The organism is Streptomyces sp. NPDC059679, assembly GCF_042734105.1.
Lineage (GTDB): Bacteria > Actinomycetota > Actinomycetes > Streptomycetales > Streptomycetaceae > Streptomyces.
The window spans coordinates 52,854-72,761 of sequence record NZ_JBHWES010000003.1 but is presented as its reverse complement, the minus strand read 5'-3'; the positions used below and the strand labels follow the sequence as shown (position 1 = coordinate 72,761).

Here is a 19,908-nt window from a genome sequence, read left to right as displayed (position 1 = left end):
ACCCCCTCAGCGGCTCGGGGCCGCGTGTCCCACCAGCGGTGCCGTCTCCATGCCGGTGTCGTGCCGCAGACCGTGCAGGAACTCCTCGATCGTCTCCGCGGAGGTGCGCCGCGGCTGCCACCCCAGTTCATCGCGGGCGCGGCCCGCATCCATCAGCGGCAGCCGCAGCGCGGCGTCGAACAGCTGAGGGGAGGCGGGGACCAGGCGGAGGTGCCAGGCGGCGGCCAGTGCCGAGCGGGCGGCGATGCGGGGCGTCCGGACCACCCTGGCGCCCAGCATCTCGGCGAGCACGCGCGCGTCGAGCGGGGGTTCGGCGGCCAGATTGAAGGCGCCGCGCACATCCCGGCCGATCGCGAGCCGATATGCCTCGGCCGCGTCGTCGGTGTGCAGGGCCTGCAGCAGCAGTCCGTGGATGTCGGGCACCACCGGCAGCAGGGCGGGGCGCACCAGCCGGCGGGGCAGGAACGGTCCCAGGAACAGGCGGCGCTGCTCGGCCGCGGACTGCTCCTTGAAGAGGAAGGCGGGGCGCATCCGCACCACCCTCACCTGCGGATGCTCGCCCTCATAGGCGTCCAGCACCCGTTCCAGGTATGCCTTTTCGCGGCAGTACGCGGCCTCGGGCCAGCCGTGGGTGGGCCAGGACTCGTCCACCCGGCGGTCCTGGGGACCGGGCGCGTACGCCCCCACGGAGGACGCGTACACCAACACCGGCACCTCCGCGGCCGCGACGGCCTCGAAGAGGCGGATACTGCCCAGGACATTGGTCCGCCAGGTGGTCACCGGGGCGTGGCTGGGCTGGATGAGCCAGGCCAGATGGATCACGGCGTCGGCGCCTTCGAGGGGCCGGACCAGGTCGTCCGCCTCCTCCGCGATATCGGCCCGGATCCAGGTCACCTTCGGCGGCGTCCAGGCGGGGATGCGGCGGGCGACCCCCACGACGGAGGCGACGTCCGGGTCCTCGCCGAGCGCCCGGAGGACGCTGGTGCCGGTGTTGCCGGTGGCGCCGAACACCACCACACGCTTTCCGCGGTCGTTGCTCATGATCCGCTCCTCGTACAGTCACAGCGGTTGTACGTCAGGTCGCCGCGCCGACCAGTTGGCGGGCGGCGGCGGCGATCGCCTCCGCGTCGATCCCGGCCGCGGCCAGTTGCTGCGCGGGGGTGGCGGAAGTCGGCATGTCGCGCACGGCGAGCCGGGCCGTGGGGGGCATCGGGTAGCCGTCGCAGAAGGCCTCCAGCACCGCGTCACCCAGCCCCCCCTCGGGGTGGTGGTCCTCGACGGTGACCAGGGCCCCCGTCAAGTCGGCGGCGGCCCTCAGGGTTTGCGCGTCCGCCGGCTTGACCGTGTACAGGTCGATGACGCGGGCGTGGATGCCCTCCTGGGCGAGCCGGTCGGCGGCGGCGATCGCCTCGTGCAGGGTCACTCCGGCCGCGACGATGGTCACGTGGTCGTCGTCCGTGGCGCGCACCAGCTTGCTGCCGCCGATCGGGAAGCTTTCGGAGGGCGGGTAGATGACCGGGGTCTTGCCGCGCGTGGTGCGCAGATAGCGGATGCCCGACTCCTCGGCCATCTCGGCGGTGAGCCGGGCGGTCTGGTTGGCGTCGCACGGGTACAGCACCGTGCTGCCGTGCACCGCGCGGAAGGCCGCCAGGTCCTCCAGCCCCATCTGCGAGGGACCGTCCTCGCCGATGGCCACTCCGGCGTGCGACCCGACCAGGTTGAGGTCCGCCCGGCTGATGGAGGCCATCCGTATGAAGTCATAGGCGCGGGTGAAGAAGGCCGCGAAGGTGGACGCGTACGGGGTCCAGCCGCGCACCTGGATCCCGATGGCGGCGGCCACCAGTTGCTGTTCGGCGATGTAGCACTCGAAGAACCGCTCGGGGTGTTCCTTGGCGAAGAACTCGGTGCGCGTGGAGTCGCCCACTTCGCCGTCGAGCACGACCACATCGCCGCGGGCCGTGCCGAGCGCGGCCAGCGCCTGCCCGAACGCGTCCCGTGTCGCGACCTCTTCGCCGGGGTCGAAGTGCGGCAGGGTCAGGGGGCCTTCGCGGGACGGCTGCGCGATGCCGACCGCGGGCGGGCCGAGGACCGGTACGGCCATCTCCCGTACGCCACCGAGTTCGGCGACCGCTTCCTCGGGGTCCGGCAGCGGCTTGCCGTGCAGGCCCTCCCGGTTCTCCACGGCGGCCACGCCCCGCCCCTTCACGGTACGGGCGATGATCGCCGTGGGCCGGCCGACCGTGGAGGCCGCGTCGCCATAGGCGCGGTCGATCGCGGCGACGTCATGGCCGTCGATCTCGATGGTGTGCCAGCCGAAGGCGTGCAGACGGCGCGCGTACGCGCCCAGATCCCATTCGTGGCGGGTGGGCCCGCGCTGGCCCAGCCGGTTCACGTCGATGATGGCGGTGAGGTTGTCCAGGTGCTCGTACCAGCCGTGCTCGACGGCCTCCCACACCGAGCCCTCGGCCAGTTCGCTGTCCCCGCACAGCACCCAGACGCGGCTGTTCACCTTGTCCAGGCGCTTGCGGGCGAGCGCCAGGCCGACGCCGATGGGCAGCCCCTGTCCCAGCGACCCGGTGGCCACATCCACCCACGGCAGCCGCGGCGTGGGGTGTCCCTCCAAACGGCTGCCGATCTTGCGGAAGGTGAGAAGCTCCTCGTCGCTGATCGCCCCGGCCGCCTTGAACAGGGAGTACAGGAGTGGGGACGCATGCCCCTTGGAGAAGACCAGGTGGTCGTTGCCGGGGTGGCGGGGCTGTTCGAAGTCATAGTGCAGATGGTTCGCCAACAGGACGGCCATCAGGTCCGCGGCCGACATCGACGAGGTGGGATGGCCGGATCCAGCCGCCGCCGCGGCCCGTACCGAGTCCACTCGGAGCTGCTGCCCGAGCTCGCTGAGCAGATGGTCTTGCATATCGCTCCTTCGTGGTCTCTGGTCTCTGGCCCCTGGCCCATCAGCGGCCGTCCGGGGCCGTATGGGGCATCCGGACCCGCTCGGGCGCCTCGGTGTCCAGCGGGACCGCCCAGGAGCGCACCATGCCCAGCTGTACGCCCTGCGGCGGCAGCACCACGTCGATCAGCCAGTCGGTGGCGACCCGGACGCGGTTGCCGGGCATCGCCATCAGGTGATAGCCGCGGGTGACCAGGTTGGCCACCGGTCCGGACAGCGGCACATGCAGCGGATTGGCGGCTCCCTGCACCCCGCCGAGGTCGACGGTGAAACCGAGGTCGTGGTGTTTGTACGGGCGCCGCGTGCCGTACCCCAGCGTGGCCGCCACATTGCGGCCCGCCACCTTGCCCTGCCGCTGCGCATGCTGCGCGGTCATCGGCGTGAACTGACCCGGCCGGGTCAAATCGGGCACCGCCGCCGCGTCCCCGCAGGCCAGCACCTCGGGGTGACCCGGCACGGCGAGATACGGGTCGACGCACAGCCGCCCCCGCTCCGTCGGCAGACCCAGGTCGTCCACGAGCGGGTCGGGATGGACGCCCACACACCAGATCAGCGACCGGGTCGCGATGAACTCACCGGTGTCGAGCAACACGCCGTCCTTGGTGGCCTCCTTGACCGAGGTGCCCGTACGGATGTCCACGCCACGCTTGGTCAGCACCCGGTCCGCGGTGTCGGACAGCCTCCGGTCGAGCTCGGGCAGCACCCGGTCCGCGATGTCGATCAGCAGCCAGCGCGGCGGCGGGGCGCCGCGCAGCGCGGCGTTATGGCGAGCGAGGGCGTCGGTGAGCAGCACGCCGTGTGCTGCCACCTCGGTGCCGGTGTACCCCGCGCCGACCACCACGAAGGTGCGGCGGGCGGCCCGCTCCGCGGGGTCGTCGGCCGCCCCGGCCAGCTCGATCTGGCGGATCATGTGGTCGCGCAGATACAGCGCCTCGGGCATCCCCCGGAAGCCGTGCGCATGCTCGGCCACGCCGGGGATCGGCAGCAACTTGTTGACGCTGCCGACGGACAGCACGAGCCGGTCGTAGTCCATCCGGCCGCGCCGGCCCTCGGGGTCCGTCCAGTTGATCCGGCGGGCGTCGAGTTCGACCGAATCGACCTCGCCGAGCACCAGGCGGACCCCCGGCAGGGTCTGGGTGAGGGAGATCGAGACCCGGCGGGGTTCCAGGACGGCGGCCGCCACTTGCGGCAGCAGCGGCAGATACAGAAAGTAGTCGTTGGGGTTGACCAGGACGATCTCCGCCTCGTCCCGCAGGGTGCGGGAGAGCGTACGGGCCGCCTGGTAGCCGGCGAATCCGGCGCCGACGATCACGATGCGGACTCGGTTCACACGGGGCTCCCGGGCGTGCGGATCTCATGGAACGCTCCAAGTGCCCCCCGGTCGCCCAGGCCAAACCCAGGACAGCAAGCCCCCTGGTGTTCGAGGCTCGGCCCCAGGGGCCTGAGGCCGAGCCGCCGTGCCGCGTCCGCGGCCCGTTACCGACGGGCCCGCGCCACCTCCCCCGTGACGCGCTCGTCCCAGTCGATGCGGTAACCGGTCAGCCAGTCCGCGCCGCCGTCGGCGTCCGCCCGCTCGAGTTTCCGCGGGAGTATCGCGTCCCGCAGGGCCCGGCCCACCGGCCCGGGCACGGTGCGGCGGACCAGGCCCGCGCTCGTCGCGACCACCCGCTCCACCCGCTCGCGGCGCAGCCGCTCGTACGCGGCGAAGGCCGACCGGGGCGTGCGCAGGTCGCGCAGGCACTTGGCGAGCACCACGCCGTCCTCGATGGCCAGGGACGCGCCCTGGGCGGCGTTCGGCGCACAGGCGTGCACCGCGTCCCCCACCAGGACCATCGTCTCGTCGGACCAGGTGGGCGTCGAGGCGATGTCGTAGGCGTTGGTGGCGACGATGGACTCGCCGCTCGCGCGGATGATCTCGGCCGCCGGGGTGTTGTCGTCCGCGAACAGACCGGCCAGTTGCTCCCGCCACTGCTCCGGGGTGGTCGCCGCGAGCTCGTCCTTGGACAGCTCGGCGCCCGGGGTGTTGGCGAACCACCAGACCTCGCCGTCGGGGGCCGTGGTGCAGCCGAAGAACGCGCGCTTGCCGTAGATCATGGCGTAGCTGTCGGGGTCCGGGGGCGACGCGGCGTCGCGGGTGTAGCCGCAGACCGTGTGCTGGCCGGTGAAGCGCGGCCGGGGCGCCGCGGCTTCGATGGTCCTGCGGATGAGGGAGTGGATTCCGTCGGCGCCGATGAGCAGGTCCCCCTGGGCCCGCCCGCCGTCCGCGAAGGAGGCCACCACGCGTCCGTCGGGGCCGGTCTGGGCCGCCAGGAGTCGCTTGCCGTGCTCGACGCGCACACCGCGGCGCGCCGCCTCCTCGCGCAACACCCGTGCCAGGGTGGCGCGTTTGATCGTACGGGCGCTCAGCGCGCCCTCCTCGGAGCCGGCCATGGGCCGCCCGCCGAGCCGTTTGCCGGTGTTGCTGATGAAGTCGGCGCGGCCTGCCGGGAAGGAGTTGTCCAGCACCGGCTGGTGTGCGCCGATGGTGCGCAACGCCTCCATGCCGTTGGCGGAGATGAGCAGAAACGCACCCGCTTCGGTGGCGGCTGCGTCGGCTGTGCCTGCCGTGCCGGCTGGGGGATACGCCTCGTACACGGCCGCGTTGATTCCGGCCTTGCGCAGGGCGATCGCGGTCACGGTTCCGGCGATTCCGCCACCGATGATCAGGGCATTGGTCATGGTGCTCCGTGGAGTGGAGTGGGGGGGCAGTGGGTGGTGCGGGTACTTCTCGGCACAGCGCTATCAGGGTCGGCCGATGCCGTCCAGTCCCCGGCGGATATGACGCCGGGTCCCGTGTGGAACGGCGGCATTTTAAGGTGTCATTGACGGTCGCGTGTGGGGGGAGAGTGCAACTGTGCGATGTCACGGGGTGCTTCGGGGCGGTGTGGCCGCCTTGTCGGTCGGCCTGCTGCTGGCCGGCTGTTCGTCGGGGTCCGGCGGGACGGGCCCCAAGCGCCCGGGTACGCCTTCGGACCTGGGCGCGCCGCCGTCGGTGAACGACGCGCCGCGGGCGAGCCCGACCCCGTCCGGCCCCGACTTCACGGTGCGCCCCGACCGGGTGCCCGACACCTCCGCGCGGGCGCTGCGGCTGGCCCGCCAGGTGATCGCCGGGCCGCGGGACTTCGGCGCCGACTTCGTACGGCAGCACCCCTTCGAGAACGACCCGCGCACCTGGGCGGTGCTGGACGGGGCGTGTGTATGGCAGCGCGAGAAGCTGCCCAAGGGGGTGCTCACCAGCCTGTCGCAGCACAGCGTGCTGCCCGCCAAAGGGGCCGGGAAGGGGCCGGTCCGGGTGATGGTGGTGGTGTCGGTGCACGCCGACGCCGACAGCGCCGACCAGGAGATGGCCACCACGCTGGAGGAGGTGGTGCGCTGCCCCGAGCAGCGGCTGAACCAGGACGAGCGAATCATCTCGCTGTTGTCCTCGGGCGCCCCGTGGGGGCGGCGTGGCCAGGAGACGGCGGACGACCAGATCTGGGAGCACGGCGAGTACGAGAGCGACTCGGCCGGCGGCCCGTATCCGTACATCTGGGGCTCCTCGCGGATCGGGCCGGTGACCGTGTCCGTGATGGTCAAGGGAGCCAAGGGATACAGCGAGAAGGAGACCGACGACCTGCTGTACTCCCCGCTGGTCAAGATGGCCGAGGCCGCGAAGGGAGAGCTGAAGTGATCCCGCTGCGTTCGGGGGATCCGGCGCGGATCGGGGGCTACCGGCTGCTGGGCAGACTCGGCGCCGGCGGTATGGGCATCGTCTACCTCGCCCGCTCCACCGGCGGCGCCCTGGTCGCCCTGAAAATCATCCAAGCCGAATACGCCCACGACCCCCAGTTCCGCGCCCGCTTCCGCCGCGAAGTCACCGCAGCCCGCCGCATCAACACCCCCTGGGCCACCACCGTCCCCGACGCCGACACCGAATCAGACACACCCTGGCTCGCCACCACCTACATCCCAGGCCCCTCACTCACCGAAGCCATCACCACCCACGGCCCCCTCCCCCACACCACCACCCACACCCTCGCCACCAACCTCGCCCAAGCACTCCACACCATCCACCAAACAGGACTCATCCACCGCGACATCAAACCCGCCAACATCCTCCTCGCCCCCAACGGCCCCCGCCTCATCGACTTCGGCATCGCCCGCGCCCTCGACGACACCGCCATCACGGCCACCGACATGGTGGTCGGCTCCCCCGGGTTCCTGTCGCCCGAACAGGCACAGGCGCACGGCGCGGTCATCGGGCCGCCGAGCGACATCTTCTCGCTCGGCTGTGTCCTGGCCTACGCCACCACCGGACGCCCGCCGTTCGGCACCGGCGACCCCGCCGCGGTTCTGTTCCGTACCGTCCATGACACGGTCGCGCTGGACGGTGTGCCCGATCGGCTGCGCCCGCTCATCGAGACCTGCCTCGACAAGGACCCCGAGCGCCGCCCGACCGCCGCCGAGCTGGTGCGGGAGTTGGCCCGGGACGCCCCGCCGGAGGGTGACGGCTGGCTGCCGGAGCCGATCGTCCAACTCATCGCGGAGCGGTCGGCGGAGCTGGTCGGCCTGCCCGGCATCGAGGCGACCGCGGCCGACCCGGCGGGGGAGCCGGGAGCTGCGCCGGCCCGGCCCGGCCGTCGGCGGTTGCTGGCGGCCTCCGGGGCCGTGGTGCTCGCGGGCGGTTGCCTCGCGGCATGGGCGGCCTGGGGCCGGGACGGCAAGAGGGGCGAGCAGGTGCCCGGGCTGCCCCGCCGTACCGTGGCGCTGCACGCGGATCTGTCGGGCGGCGCCGCCGCGGCGGGCCGGGCCCAGGCCAGGGGCGCCCAGTTGGCGGTCGAGGAGTTCAACGCCCGCAAGGACAGAACCTTCGAACTGGTCCTGAAGGTGTTCGACGACGGCGGCAGTCCGGATACGGCGAAGGCCGTCGCAAAGCAGCTGACCGCCGACCGCTCGGTGCTGGCGGTGATCGGCCCGACCACGGACGAGACCGCCGAGACCGCCGTCGCGGTCTACGACGAGGCGAAGCTGCCGATGCTGGCGGTGTCCGTGAGGGCGTTCCCGCCGGCCGTCACCTACCGCTCGGCCCTGCTGGCCCGGCCGGAGTACATCTGGCAGGGGTACCCTCTCGGCCTCCGGCTCCGGCAGACGCTGCACAGCCGGCGGATCGGGCTGATCGAGGACCGGAAGGGCGACGACGACAGCCAGCGGTTCGCCCTGACGTTCGCCCGCCTGATGCAGTCGGCCCGGTACGAGATCGTCCCGCAGGTCGTCCGCGCGGGAACCGACAACTTCGGCCCGGCCGTGTCGTACCTCATGGGCGAGAAGGTGGCCGCGGTGGTCTTCGCGGGCTTCTGGGAGTCGGCGGCGAAGGTCGCCCGGGAGCTGTCCGCGGCGGGCTTCCGCGGACCCCGGTACGCCACCGAGCCGGTCGTCGACCCGCGCTTCGTGGCGCGGGCCGGGCAGGCGGCGGAGGGGTGGACGTGCACGGCCACGTTCGTCGACCCGGCCGCCCAACCGTCCGCGGCCGGTTTCACCACCGTCTACCGGCGCCGCTTCAAGGCCGCACCGGAGCGGTACGCGGCCGAGGCCTACGACACGGGGCGGCTGCTGGCCCGGAGCATCCAGGCGGCGGGCGGGCGCACGGCGGACCGGGCCGCGGTCCTGTCACGCGTGCTGAAGACGGACCATCAGGGCATCACCAAGAAGTTCACGTTCAGCGCCGAGGACCGCTCCTTCGAGCACACCAAGGGGACGCTCTTTCTGTACCGGGTCCAAGGGGGCCGCTTCCGCTTCCTGGGCGACGCCCCGTACGAGGGCGGCTAGCCGTGCGACCGCTGCGTTCGGGGGATCCGGCGCGGATCGGGGGCTACCGGCTGCTGGGCAGACTCGGCGCCGGCGGTATGGGCATCGTCTACCTCGCCCGCTCCACCGGCGGCGCCCTGGTCGCCCTGAAAATCATCCAAGCCGAATACGCCCACGACCCCCAGTTCCGCGCCCGCTTCCGCCGCGAAGTCACCGCAGCCCGCCGCATCAACACCCCCTGGGCCACCACCGTCCCCGACGCCGACACCGAATCAGACACACCCTGGCTCGCCACCACCTACATCCCAGGCCCCTCACTCACCGAAGCCATCACCACCCACGGCCCCCTCCCCCACACCACCACCCACACCCTCGCCACCAACCTCGCCCAAGCACTCCACACCATCCACCAAACAGGACTCATCCACCGCGACATCAAACCCGCCAACATCCTCCTCGCCCCCAACGGCCCCCGCCTCATCGACTTCGGCATCGCCCGCGCCCTCGACGACACCGCCATCACCGCCCGGGACGTGGTCATCGGGTCGCCCGGTTATCTCTCGCCCGAACAGGCCCTCGGCCGGGGCCCGGAGCTCGGGCCGCCCAGCGACATCTTCTCGCTCGGCTGTGTCCTGGCCTACGCCACCACCGGACGCCCGCCGTTCGGCACCGGTCCGGTGGCCGCGATGCTGTTCCGTACGGTGCACGACACGGCCGATCTGACCGGGGTGCCCGATCAGCTGCGCCCGCTCATCGAGACCTGCCTCGACAAGGACCCCGAGCGCCGCCCGACCGCCGCCGAGCTGGTGCGGCGGCTGGCGGAGGCCGGGCCGCCGGTGGACGGTACGGGGTGGCTGCCGCGGCCGGTCGCCGAGCTGATCGCCAAGCGCTCGGCGGAACTGCTGGCGCTCCCCGACGTCCCGCCCACGGTGGTCGGTCCGGCGGATGAGGCGCCGAAGCAGCCGCGCCCCGGCCGCCGCAGGTTTCTGGCGGTGGCCTCGGGCGGCGCGGTACTGGCGGCCGGGGGCGGCCTCGGCATCTGGGCGGCCTCGCGCCCCGACGCGGGCAGCGGCGGGGGCGGCCGGCCCACCCCGCCCCGGTGGACGGTCGGGGTGCAGGCCGATCTGACGGGTGGCCAGGCCACGGCCGGAACGGCCCAGCGCCGGGGCGCCGAACTGGCGGTGGAGCGCCTCAACGCCCGTGCGGACCGGCCCGTCACGCTCGCCCTCAAGGCCCTCGACGACCGTGGCACCCCGGGCGACGCGCGTGGCGTCGCCGAGCGGATGGCCGCCGACCCCGCGGTCATCGCGGTCATCGGGCCGACGACCGACGCGACCTGCGCGGCCGCGATCGACGCCTACGACAAGGCGGGGCTGCCACTGCTGTCGGTGTCGGTCGGCACCGCCGAGGTGTCCGCCGTCGAGCACACGTCCTATCTGCAGACCCGGCCGGACGACGGCGGTCTCGGCCTCCCGCTGCTGTCCTACCTCGCCCGGCACACCCGTCCGCACCGCACGGCCCTGATCGACGACCGCGCGGCCGGGGACTACAGCTGGAACCTCATCCGGTCCATGGCCACCGCGATGCGCGGCGGGGACCTGCCGTCGCTGACCGTCACCGTCCCGGCGGACGCGAGGGACTTCGGCCGGGCGGTGGACGAGGTGAGCCGAAGCGGCGTCCGTGCGGTGGTCTTCGGCGGCCTCGCGCCCCGGGCCGCGCTGTTCGCCCGGGAGTTGGCGTCCGCCGGCTTCACCGGGGCGCGGCTGGCCACGCAGCCGGTCATCGACGCCGCGTTCCTGAAGCGGGCCGGCGAGGCCGCGAACGGCTGGCTGCTCAGCTCGGCCTTCACCGACGCGACGGCGCTGCCCGCGGCGCGGCCCTTCGCGGCCGCCTACCGGAAGCGGTACGGGTCCGCGCCCGGGCGTTACGCCGCCGAGGCGTACGACGTCGTCGGGCTCATCGCCCAGGCGCTGCGCGAGCTGGGTCCGCAAGGCGCCGACCGGGAGGCCATGGCGCGCAGGCTGCGCGCGGTCCGGTACCGGGGGATCACCAAGACGTACGCCTTCGAACGGGGCAACGGCTCCCTGACGCCGGGCACCGGGCTGTTCCTCTACCGGGTCGAGAAGGGGCGGTTCCGTTTCCTGGGCGACTACGAGAGTGCGACGCGCGCCTGAGGCAGCCCCCCGGCGAGAGTGCGACGCGCGGCCAAGGGGCCCCGGCCGGCGCTACTTCAGCAGCCGGGACAGCCGCCGGTCGGCGAGCGGCTTCCCACCGGTCTGGCAGGTCGGGCAGTACTGCAGGGAGGAGTCCGCGAAGGACACCTCGCGGACCATGTCGCCGCACACCGGACAGGGCTGGCCGGTGCGGCCGTGCACCCGCATACCGCCGCGCTTCTCCGCCTTCAAGTCGCGCGCCGCCAGCCCACGAGAGCGCTCGACGGCGTCGCGCAGCGTGCTGCCCATCGCCTCGTACAGCCGGGCGATCTCCTCCTGCGTCAGGTCGGTTGCCAGCCGGTAGGGCGACATCCGGGCGGCGTGCAGGATCTCGTCCGAATAGGCGTTGCCGATCCCGGCGATGACGCTCTGGTCGCGCAGCACGCCCTTGATCCGGTGGCGCACTCCGCGCAGCAGCCCGGCGAACTCCTCGAGGGTGAAGGACTCCGCGAGCGGGTCCGGCCCCAGCCGGGCGATGCCCGGCACCTCCTGGGGGTCGCGCACACAGTAGACGGACAGCGCCTTGCGGGTGCCCGCCTCGGTGAGGTCGAAGCCGGCGCCCTCCGGGCCGGCCAGGCGCAGCCGCAGCGCCAGCGGGCCCTTGCCCGGGCGGGGCGGGTCCTCCGGGAGGCCGTCCCGCCAGCGCAGCCAGCCCGCCCTGGCGAGGTGGAGGACCAGATGCGGGCCGTCGGTGGCCAGGTCGAGGAACTTGCCGTGGCGGCGCACCGCGGTGACGGTGCGCCCTTCGAGGTCGGTCAGCGGCGGATCGTACGTCTTGAGGACGCTGACCGCGGCAGGGTGGACACGCGCGATCTCCCGGCCGACGGCGCGCTCGGCCAGGATCTGCGCCAGGGCCTCCACCTCGGGCAATTCCGGCATATGACCAGTGTGCCCCAGCGGCCGGGACCCGGCCGGTCACCCCTCCAGCGGCGCTGAGCTGCAGGTCCGATACCCCGCCCCTACGCTGACCCAAGAGCTGGACCCGCGCCGCGCACCGGCTCGGCACGCCCGCGCCGCCCCGCAGTACCGCGTCTCTCCCCGTTCCGCACGGAGGCTTCCCCCATGGTCGACACCGCACAGCACGAGCGGTCCACACTTCGTCACGCTGCGTCATTCCTCCGTTACGAACGGTACGAGGGTGGCAGTCTGGAGGCGGAGCGGCGGGTCCTGGACAAGCTGGCGCACGAGCTGGTGGGCGTGCGGGGGGCGTACCGGCCCGGCGGCAGCCCCGCGCGTCTCCTGCGCACCTTCCAGGCCAGGCCGGCACTCGGCGTGGACAACGCCCGGCTGCGCTTCCACGACGACCTGCCCGAGGTGCTGCGGGTCGGCTACGCGCAGCCGGGCGCCGAGTATTCGGCCGCGGTGCGGCTGTCCGACGCACGCGGCGCCGAGCGGCCGCACGCCGCGCCCGGTCTGCGGCGGATGGCCGTACGGGTGCGGGCCGGGGCCGAGGGGACACACGACCTGCTGGCCACCGGTTTCCCGGTGTCGCATGCCGCCGACGCGCGCGAATACGTTGCCTTCGCCAAGGCCATGGCGGGCGCGGGCAGCGCCGCCGAGCAGGCCTTCGGGCTGCTGGTGAAGCTGCCGCTGGCCGTCGGCTGGTCCACGGCGGCCCGGATGCGCCGCAATGTGCACACCGCCGCCCGGCACGCCGTCGGCTCGCTGGCCCGCGAGACGTTCTGGAGCTGCGGGGCGATCCTGTGGGGCGACGCGGGGCCGGTCCGCTACCAGCTGCGCCCCGCTCCCGGCGGCACCCCGGCCCCGCCGCCCGACCGGGGCGATCCCGACTATCTCCACCGGGAGCTGACACAGCGCCTGTTCACCGGCGACATCAGCTTCGAGCTGTGTGTGCAGCGGTATCTGGACGAGCGCCGCACCCCGGTCGAGGACGGCTCGGTGGAGTGGCGGGAGAGCGACGCGCCTGTCATCCCGGTGGCCCTGCTGACCGTGCCGCGCCAGGACCTGGACGCGGCCGCGGCCCGCTCGGCGGCGCGCCGGGTGGAGCGGCTGGCCTTCGACCCCTGGCACACCACGGACGAGTTCCGCCCGCTGGGCAACCTCAACCGCGCCCGCAAGGCCGCGTACGAGGCGAGCGGCGCCCATCGGCTGGGGCTGCGGCTGACCCCCGCCGGACTGCTCGCCCCCGCCGGACCGCCGGCCCCCGTCACACCGCGCCCTGTCGCCGTCCTGCAGGCCCCGGTGCGCGCGGCCTTCGGCCTGGTGGGGCGGTATGTCCCCTGGCACCGGCTGCCCCTTCCGGCCGGGCTGCGGGGCCTGATGGCGCCGGGCCCGTCGCTGCCCCGCGCCGGCGATCTGCTCAAACCGCCGATGGGCGCGCTCGGCCAGGTCCTCGGCCGCGGGCCCTTCTCCGCTCCGTCGGCATCCGCATCGTCGGCATCCGCGTCGGCGTACCGGCGGAGTGGGTGAGGGGCCGCGAGCGGCGCGGCCGGTGGCCGTTCGCGGCCAGGGCACCGGAAAATCGACCTTGACCGGTTTACCGACGCGGTAGGGTGTGGCGTTCGTCGCGAGCGGCAGCCGAGCAGCGGGAGTCGGTGCATGGACAGCGAGGTCACGGCAGGGCCGGCGCGGCGCGTCACCATCAAGGACGTCGCCGCGCTGGCCGGGGTCTCCAAGGGCGCGGTGTCACTGGCCTTCAACGACCGCCCGGGCGTCTCCCAGGCCACCCGGGCCCGGATCTTCGAGGCCGCCCGGGAGCTGGGGTGGGCGCCGCATCTGTCCGCCCGGTCGCTGTCCAACGCACGGGTGGACGCCGTGGGCCTGGCCATCGCCCGGCCGGCCCGGATGCTGGGGCTCGAGCCGTGGTTCATGGAGTTCGTCTCGGGCATCGAGAGCGTGCTCGTCGAGCGGTCCTGCTCGCTGCTGCTGCGGCTGGTGCGGGATGTGCGGGAGGAGATCGAGGTCCAGGAGGCGTGGTGGCGAGGGCGGCAGGTCGGCGGGTCGATTCTCGTCGACCTCCACGACGGGGATCCGCGCGTCCCCGAGTTGCACCGGCTCGGGGTGCCCGCCGTGGCCGCCGGGCACCCCTCCCTGGCCGGCGGCTTCACCTGCGTATGGACCGACGACGGCACCGCCGTCACCGAGGCGGTCCGCTATCTGGCGGCGCTCGGCCATCGGCGGATCGCCCGGGTGAGCGGCCCCGCCACGCTGGGGCACAGCATGATCCGTACCGCCGCCTTCGAAGCAGCCGTACGGGAGTTGGGCCTGGCCGACGGGCGCACGGTCGCCACCGACTTCTCGGGAGAAGAAGGGGCGCGCGCCACGCGGGCGCTGCTGGCCTCGGCCGACCGGCCGACGGCCGTCATCTACGACAACGACATCATGGCGGTGGCCGGCCTGTCGGTGACCGCCGAGATGGGGCTTTCGGTGCCCGCCGACGTCTCGCTGCTGGCCTGGGACGACTCCCAGCTGTGCCAGCTCACCCACCCCACGCTGTCGGCGATGAGCCATGACGTCTTCGGCTTCGGGGCCGAGGTGGCCCGCCGCCTGTTCGATGTGCTCGGCCAAGCGGCGCCCAGCGCCCACCAGGCGCCCACCCCGGCCCTCACCCCGCGCGGCAGCACCGCCCCGCCACGGCGGCCCTGAACCGGTTAAGCGAGGACCGGCGGGCGTACCGCGCCGACCGGATGAACTCGGCCCGCCCCGGGGCCCGCCGGACAGCGCGCGTCCGGCGGTAGGTGGTACGGATAGCCGGGTGTCCGGCGGCGAGCACGAACCGAGCCGGGAAACAGGCCCAGGGAGCGGTTCCGCATGGACTGGTTCACCTCATCCGACTACTGGCTGACCCGGCTGGTCTTCCAACGGGGGCTGGCGGCCCTGTATGTGATCGCCTTTGTGGTCGCGGCGAATCAGGGGCGGGCCCTGATCGGCGAGCGCGGACTGACGCCGGTGCCCCGGTTCACCGCGCACATGCCGTTCCGACGCTCCCCCAGCCTGTTCCACCTCCACTTCTCGGACCGCTTCTTCACCGGCGGCGCCTGGCTGGGGGCCGCGCTCGCCGCCGCGGTGGTGGCGGGGGCCGCGGACCGGGTGCCGCTGTGGGTCGCGATGCTGATGTGGCTGGTGCTGTGGCTGCTGTATCTGTCGATCGTCAACGTCGGACAGGTGTGGTACGGATTCGGCTGGGAGTCACTGCTCCTGGAGACCGGCTTTCTCGCCGTCTTCCTCGGCAACGCCCGCACCGCGCCGCCGGTCCTGGTGCTGTGGCTGCTGCGCTGGCTGCTGTTCCGGGTCGAGTTCGGCGCCGGGCTGATCAAGATCCGGGGGGACCGCTGCTGGCGGCAGCTGACCTGTCTGTACTACCACCACGAGACACAGCCGATGCCGGGCCCGCTGAGCTGGTTCTTCCACCGGCTGCCGAGGCCCCTGCACCGGGTCGAGGTCGCGGCCAACCACGTCGCCCAGTTGGCCGTGCCCTTCGCGCTGTTCACGCCGCAGCCGGTGGCGAGCGTGGCCGGGGGCGTGATCGCGGTCACCCAGCTGTGGCTGGTCGCGTCCGGCAACTTCTCGTGGCTGAACTGGGTGACCATCCTGCTGGCCCTCGCCGCCGTCGACGGGCGGCGCGCGGCCCAGGCGCTGGGGCTCCCCGAGCCGCCGCCGCTCGCCGCTCCCCCGGTGTGGTACGAGGCCCTGGTGCTGGCCGCCACCGTGCTGGTGGTGGTGCTCAGCTACTGGCCGGCCCGGAACCTGGTGTCGGGCAGTCAGCTGATGAACTACTCCTTCAACCCGCTGCACCTGGTCAACACCTACGGCGCCTTCGGCAGCGTCAACCGCGCCCGGTTCGAGGTGGTGATCCAGGGCACCGACGATCCGCTGCCCACGCCGGACGCGGTGTGGAAGGAGTACGAGTTCCGGGGCAAGCCGGGCGATGTGCGCCGGATGCCGCGCCAGTTCGCCCCGTACCATCTGCGGCTCGACTGGATGATGTGGTTCGCCGGGATCTCACCGGCCTACGCCCGGTCCTGGTTCGGTCCGCTGGTCACCAAGCTGCTGGAGGGCGATCGGGCGACGCTGAAGCTGCTGCGGGTGTGCCCCTTCCCCGGCGCGCCGCCCACCCACATCCGCGCCCGGCTGTTTCTGTACCGCTTCACGACCTGGGATGAGTTGCGGGCCACCGGCGCATGGTGGCACCGCACACTCATCCGCGAATTCCTGCCCCCGGTCGCCCTCGACCGCCCGGACCGGCGAGACCGATAGCCAAGGGGGATGCCCGCGGCTCATAAGCCCCTGAAGTGGCGCGCCGACGGCGCCGTACGCTCCACCGCCACCTTCTCCAGCGCGTAGGCGCGGACCGGTTCCCGGAAGCGGTAGTGCCGCCCGCCCGCCGCCCGCTCCTCCGAGACCTCCACCAGTGAGGCGTCGACCAGCCGCATCAGCACCACATCGGCCGTGGTGGTGTCCGTGCCCAGCACCTGAGCGCCCTGCCCTGCGGTGAACAGCCGGAGCGGTATCAGGGCCACCCGCAGAAAGGCTTCCTGGGCGTCCTCATCGAGCTTGCGGAAGCAGCTGTCCAGCCGGTCGTACAGATCGAGCCCCAGCGCCGACAGTTGGGAGAGCCGGTGCTGCCCCTTGGCGGATCGTATCTTCGCCAGTACGCAAGAGATACTCACCGGCCGCAAAGCCATCAGCCGCTCGCCGAGGAAGGTGATGGCCAGGGGCAGCCCGTCCGCCAGCCGCACCACGTCGGCGACGGCCTCGGGCTCGGCGTCCCTCCACTCCCGTCCGATCAGCCGGGTGAGCAGCTGCCCGCCCTCCGCGGTGGACAGGCAGCCGAGCGCCACGGTCCGCGCCCCGCGCAGCCCGTACAGCAGGGAGCGGGCGGTGATCAGCACGGCGCAGCCGGTGCCGCCCGGGAGCAGCGGTTCGACCTGCTGCGGCGAGTCGGCGTCGTCCAGCACCAGCAACACCCGGCGGTCGGAGCTCCAGGTGCGGAACAACGCCGTCCGCCCGCCCAGTGTGGAGGGGATGTCGCGCGGCGCCACGCCGATCCCCCGCAGGATGTGCTCCATCGCCTCCGCCGCGGTCGCCGGGGTGGGCTGCGATCCGCCCAGAGGTACGTACAGCTGCCCGTCGGGGTAGCGGGCGCGGACCGCATGGGCGAGGTGGACGGCGGTGGCCGTCTTGCCGACACCCGGCATACCGGCCAGCGACACCACGGGCAGGCCCGTGGTGTCGCCGTGGGCCGCGAGCAGGCCGGCGATCTCGTCGAGCACGGTCTGCCGACCGGTGAAATCGGCGGTGTCCCGGGGGAGTTGGGCAGGCGGGGCCGGGGGCTGCGCGCAGCGGGGCGGCGGGGGCGGGGCGGCCGGTGGGTCGAGCGAGGCGTCCCCGGCGAGCATGGAGCGCTGCAGCCGCTGGAGTTCGGGGCCCGGCTCCAGGCCCAGCTCGTCGACCAGATGGCGGCGCAGATCGTGGAAGACCTTCAGCGCCTCGCCGCGCCGCCCGGAACGGTAGAGCGCGAGCATCAGCTTGGCGTGAATGCCCTCGTGCAGGGGCCTGGCCGCAGCCAGCGCCTTGAGCTCACCGTTCAGCTCATGATGCCGGCCGAGCTGGAAATCGGCTTCGACGCGCATCTCCAGGGCGCGCAGCCGGCGCTCCTCCAGTTCGGTGGCATGCGCTTCGAGCAGTTCCCCGCAGTCCACATTGGCCAGGGCGCTGCCCTGCCACATCCCCAGGGCCCGGTTCAGCACTTCCCTGGCATGTCCGGGGTCCCCGGCGGCAAGCACCTCCCTGCCTTCTTCGACCAGGGCCCGAAAGGAATTGAGGTCGATCGCGCTTTCCGGTACGCGGACCGTATAGCCGCCCGGCCGGGTCCGGAGTAACAGCTCTCCGCCGCAGCCCGGACGGGCCAGGCTGCGGCGGAGTTCATAGATATAGGTGTGTACTGCGCGAATGGCCTTGTCCGGGGGGCTGCTTCCCCACAGTTCGCCGATGAGGTCCTTGGTGGGCACGACCTCGTTGTGCCGCAGTATCAGCAGGGCCAGAGTCCGGCGGAGCTTGGGGGCGCTCGGCGTGCGGACGCGGGAGTCGTCCAGGACTTCGAAGTTTCCCAGAACCTGAAACCTCATTCGCGAACCCCCCGGTTCATTGGCGACAAGGCCCTGCCCGTTCCCCCGTATTCAGTTCGTAGCCGAGGATACCTCCGCCCTGCATGATCACTGGATTCGGGGAATATTTCGACTCATTCGCACCTGTGCCTGTTGATACGCGATTTAGTTGATGAGCCGTACGCGCCCAGCAATCGCGGATCAGTTCGGCGCATATCTTTCCGAACCGGGGTGGCGGATTACCCGCACCGCGAATGTGTCAATGGCCGTGCGGCGCCGAGCGGTGCACCGGCCCATGGGCGGCGAGGCAGTGCTCGTCGCGCGCGTCGCCCTCGATCGCCGGGCCGTGTGCGTCGTTCGGCGGCCGACGGTCGCCGAGGTGGTCGACCTGGAGGGTGGTGTGGGTGATTCCGTAGTGCTCGCCCAGCATCCGCTCCAGGTCCTCGCGAACGGCGTGGCAGTCGCCGTCCGGGGCCGCGACCAGCACATGGGCGGAGAGCGAGACCTCCCCCGAGGTGATCTGCCAGACATGCAGATCGTGCACTTCGGCCACGGCCGCGTGGGACACCAGCCGGTCGCCGATTTCGTCGGGCTCGACCCCACTCGGCGCGGCCTCCAGCAGCACCCGGCCGGAGGCCCGGACCAGCCCCACGCCGGCCTTGACCATGAGCGCCACCACGACGAGCGAGGCGATCGCGTCCGCACGCGCGAAACCGGTGGTCAGAACGGTGACACCGGAGATGGCGGTGCCGATGAAGGCGAAGAGGTCGTTGAGGATGTGCTGATAGGCGCCTTCGACATTGAGCGAGCTGCGATTTGCCTTGGACATGCACCAGGCCGCCGCGATGTTGACGGCCACTCCGGCGAGTCCGGTGGCCAGGACCAGGGCGCCGTTCACATCGGGCGGGTCGATCAGACGCTCCACCGACTCATAGCCCAGCCACACCGCGAGGAGCAGCAGCGAGAGCCCATTGGCCTGGGCGGAGAGAATTTCGGCGCGTTTGAGACCGTAGGTGTAGCCGCCGCGCGAGGGGCGGGCCGCGAGCCGGATCGCGAACAGCGCGAGAACGATGGACGCGGCGTCGGTGAGCATATGGGCGGCGTCGGAGATCAGCGCCAGCGAGCGCGCGACCACCCCGATGACGCCCTCGATCACGATGAAGCCGCTGATCAGCGAGAGCGCTGCCAGCAGCCAGCGACGGTCGGCGTTCTCCGCCACGCCATGGCTGTGCCCGGCGTGGCCCTCCCCGGGTCCGTGCGTATGGGTGCCCACCCGCGCCTCCTCGAATCAACCATCGGAACAGCGCAATTGAACAGCACATCGGAAAATAATCCAAAGGCTGCAATGGACACGGTTATCAAGTGCCGCAATCACGTGGCGCGGGCGGCGATACCGGCGACGACGCGGAATGCCTTTCTGAATTGGCAACGCTTTTCATTGTCGGACACGGTCGGTGATATGTGCGAGACCGCCCCGGTCCGGGTGAGCTCCGCGGGGAGCCGGTGACCGCGCCGGGCGCGGCGCGTTGGCCTGACATGACGACGACGATGCGACGCCGTTCTCTCTCGCAGCCGAGCAGAGCGCTGGACCGGAGCACCGCGGGCGGCGAATCGCTCCATCAGAGCACCTGTGTGCCCATCTACGCCGCCCTGGTCGAGCGCTGGGCCTCCGCGGGCCGGGCCGTGCCGGGGCGCTACGACCGGGAGTGGGCCGAGCTGGTGAACTGTCCGCCCTGGCCCGAGCGGGTCCGCTCGGCCTCCCGGCCCGCCGCTTCCCCGGCGCCCCTCAAGCGCTCCTGATATCCGGCGCCGGATGTTTACCGGCGCCGGACCCGCCCGGCCCGGGCGGGCCGCA

Annotated in this window: 14 protein-coding genes; 7 read left to right on the top strand and 7 right to left on the bottom strand. The window is 72.5% G+C overall.

The annotated features are described in order from the left end of the window. Positions 1-6: 6 nt before the first annotated feature. The 4 genes from ACFV2X_RS05230 to ACFV2X_RS05215 all read right to left on the bottom strand — a co-directional run bounded on the left by ACFV2X_RS05230 (position 7) and on the right by ACFV2X_RS05215 (position 5,668). Positions 7-1,041: an NAD-dependent epimerase/dehydratase family protein gene (locus ACFV2X_RS05230; RefSeq protein ID WP_385611648.1), complete on the bottom strand. Its 1,035-nt coding sequence runs from the start codon at positions 1,039-1,041 to the stop codon at positions 7-9. A 34-nt stretch (positions 1,042-1,075) separates the two neighbouring features. Further along, entirely contained in the window at positions 1,076-2,914 is a 1,839-nt protein-coding gene (locus ACFV2X_RS05225) for a transketolase (protein WP_385611645.1), read from the bottom strand. Positions 2,915-2,954: 40 nt separating this feature from the next. Next, a complete protein-coding gene (locus ACFV2X_RS05220; protein ID WP_385611643.1) occupies positions 2,955-4,280 on the bottom strand; it encodes an NAD(P)/FAD-dependent oxidoreductase in 1,326 nt (441 codons plus the stop codon). 146 nt (positions 4,281-4,426) lie between these two features. Next, positions 4,427-5,668, bottom strand: coding sequence for an FAD-dependent monooxygenase (locus ACFV2X_RS05215; RefSeq protein WP_385611640.1), 1,242 nt, complete (start codon positions 5,666-5,668; stop codon positions 4,427-4,429). A 205-nt stretch (positions 5,669-5,873) separates the two neighbouring features. Between ACFV2X_RS05215 and ACFV2X_RS05210 the strand changes: the two genes are divergently transcribed. Genes ACFV2X_RS05210 through ACFV2X_RS05200 form a run of 3 tightly spaced genes read left to right on the top strand, consistent with a single transcriptional unit; the run spans position 5,874 to position 10,947 of the window. Then, the gene (locus ACFV2X_RS05210; RefSeq protein WP_385611638.1) at positions 5,874-6,659 is read left to right on the top strand and encodes a hypothetical protein; all 786 of its coding nucleotides are present in this window, start codon (positions 5,874-5,876) and stop codon (positions 6,657-6,659) included. Then, the gene (locus ACFV2X_RS05205) at positions 6,656-8,794 is read left to right on the top strand and encodes a bifunctional serine/threonine-protein kinase/ABC transporter substrate-binding protein (protein ID WP_385611636.1); all 2,139 of its coding nucleotides are present in this window, start codon (positions 6,656-6,658) and stop codon (positions 8,792-8,794) included. The genes ACFV2X_RS05210 and ACFV2X_RS05205 overlap by 4 nt, the downstream gene beginning before the upstream one ends. A 2-nt stretch (positions 8,795-8,796) precedes the next feature. Next, on the top strand, positions 8,797-10,947 hold the full coding sequence (locus ACFV2X_RS05200) for a bifunctional serine/threonine-protein kinase/ABC transporter substrate-binding protein (RefSeq protein ID WP_385611634.1): 2,151 nt from the start codon (positions 8,797-8,799) through the stop codon (positions 10,945-10,947). Positions 10,948-10,998: 51 nt separating this feature from the next. Here the strand turns inward: ACFV2X_RS05200 and ACFV2X_RS05195 are convergent, their stop codons facing one another. Beyond that, the gene (locus ACFV2X_RS05195; protein WP_385611633.1) at positions 10,999-11,865 is read right to left on the bottom strand and encodes an Fpg/Nei family DNA glycosylase; all 867 of its coding nucleotides are present in this window, start codon (positions 11,863-11,865) and stop codon (positions 10,999-11,001) included. 183 nt (positions 11,866-12,048) lie between these two features. Here ACFV2X_RS05195 and ACFV2X_RS05190 point away from each other — a divergent pair, with 183 nt between their 5' ends. The 3 genes from ACFV2X_RS05190 to ACFV2X_RS05180 all read left to right on the top strand — a co-directional run bounded on the left by ACFV2X_RS05190 (position 12,049) and on the right by ACFV2X_RS05180 (position 16,203). Further along, on the top strand, positions 12,049-13,416 hold the full coding sequence (locus ACFV2X_RS05190; RefSeq protein WP_385611630.1) for a hypothetical protein: 1,368 nt from the start codon (positions 12,049-12,051) through the stop codon (positions 13,414-13,416). A 129-nt stretch (positions 13,417-13,545) separates the two neighbouring features. Continuing rightward, a complete protein-coding gene (locus tag ACFV2X_RS05185) occupies positions 13,546-14,592 on the top strand; it encodes a LacI family DNA-binding transcriptional regulator (protein WP_385611627.1) in 1,047 nt (348 codons plus the stop codon). A gap of 165 nt (positions 14,593-14,757) precedes the next feature. Continuing rightward, on the top strand, positions 14,758-16,203 hold the full coding sequence (locus ACFV2X_RS05180; RefSeq protein WP_385611624.1) for a lipase maturation factor family protein: 1,446 nt from the start codon (positions 14,758-14,760) through the stop codon (positions 16,201-16,203). Positions 16,204-16,223: 20 nt separating this feature from the next. Here ACFV2X_RS05180 and ACFV2X_RS05175 read toward each other — a convergent pair whose 3' ends face one another. Together ACFV2X_RS05175 and ACFV2X_RS05170 are read right to left on the bottom strand one after the other, a co-directional pair. Continuing rightward, on the bottom strand, positions 16,224-18,074 hold the full coding sequence (locus ACFV2X_RS05175; protein ID WP_385611622.1) for a BTAD domain-containing putative transcriptional regulator: 1,851 nt from the start codon (positions 18,072-18,074) through the stop codon (positions 16,224-16,226). A 238-nt stretch (positions 18,075-18,312) separates the two neighbouring features. Continuing rightward, a complete protein-coding gene (locus ACFV2X_RS05170) occupies positions 18,313-19,326 on the bottom strand; it encodes a cation diffusion facilitator family transporter (protein WP_385611619.1) in 1,014 nt (337 codons plus the stop codon). Between the two features lie 275 nt (positions 19,327-19,601). Here ACFV2X_RS05170 and ACFV2X_RS05165 point away from each other — a divergent pair, with 275 nt between their 5' ends. Further along, positions 19,602-19,853 carry a hypothetical protein gene (locus ACFV2X_RS05165; protein ID WP_385611616.1) on the top strand — a complete coding sequence of 84 codons (252 nt, stop codon included), beginning with the start codon at positions 19,602-19,604 and terminating at the stop codon, positions 19,851-19,853. Positions 19,854-19,908 lie beyond the last annotated feature (55 nt).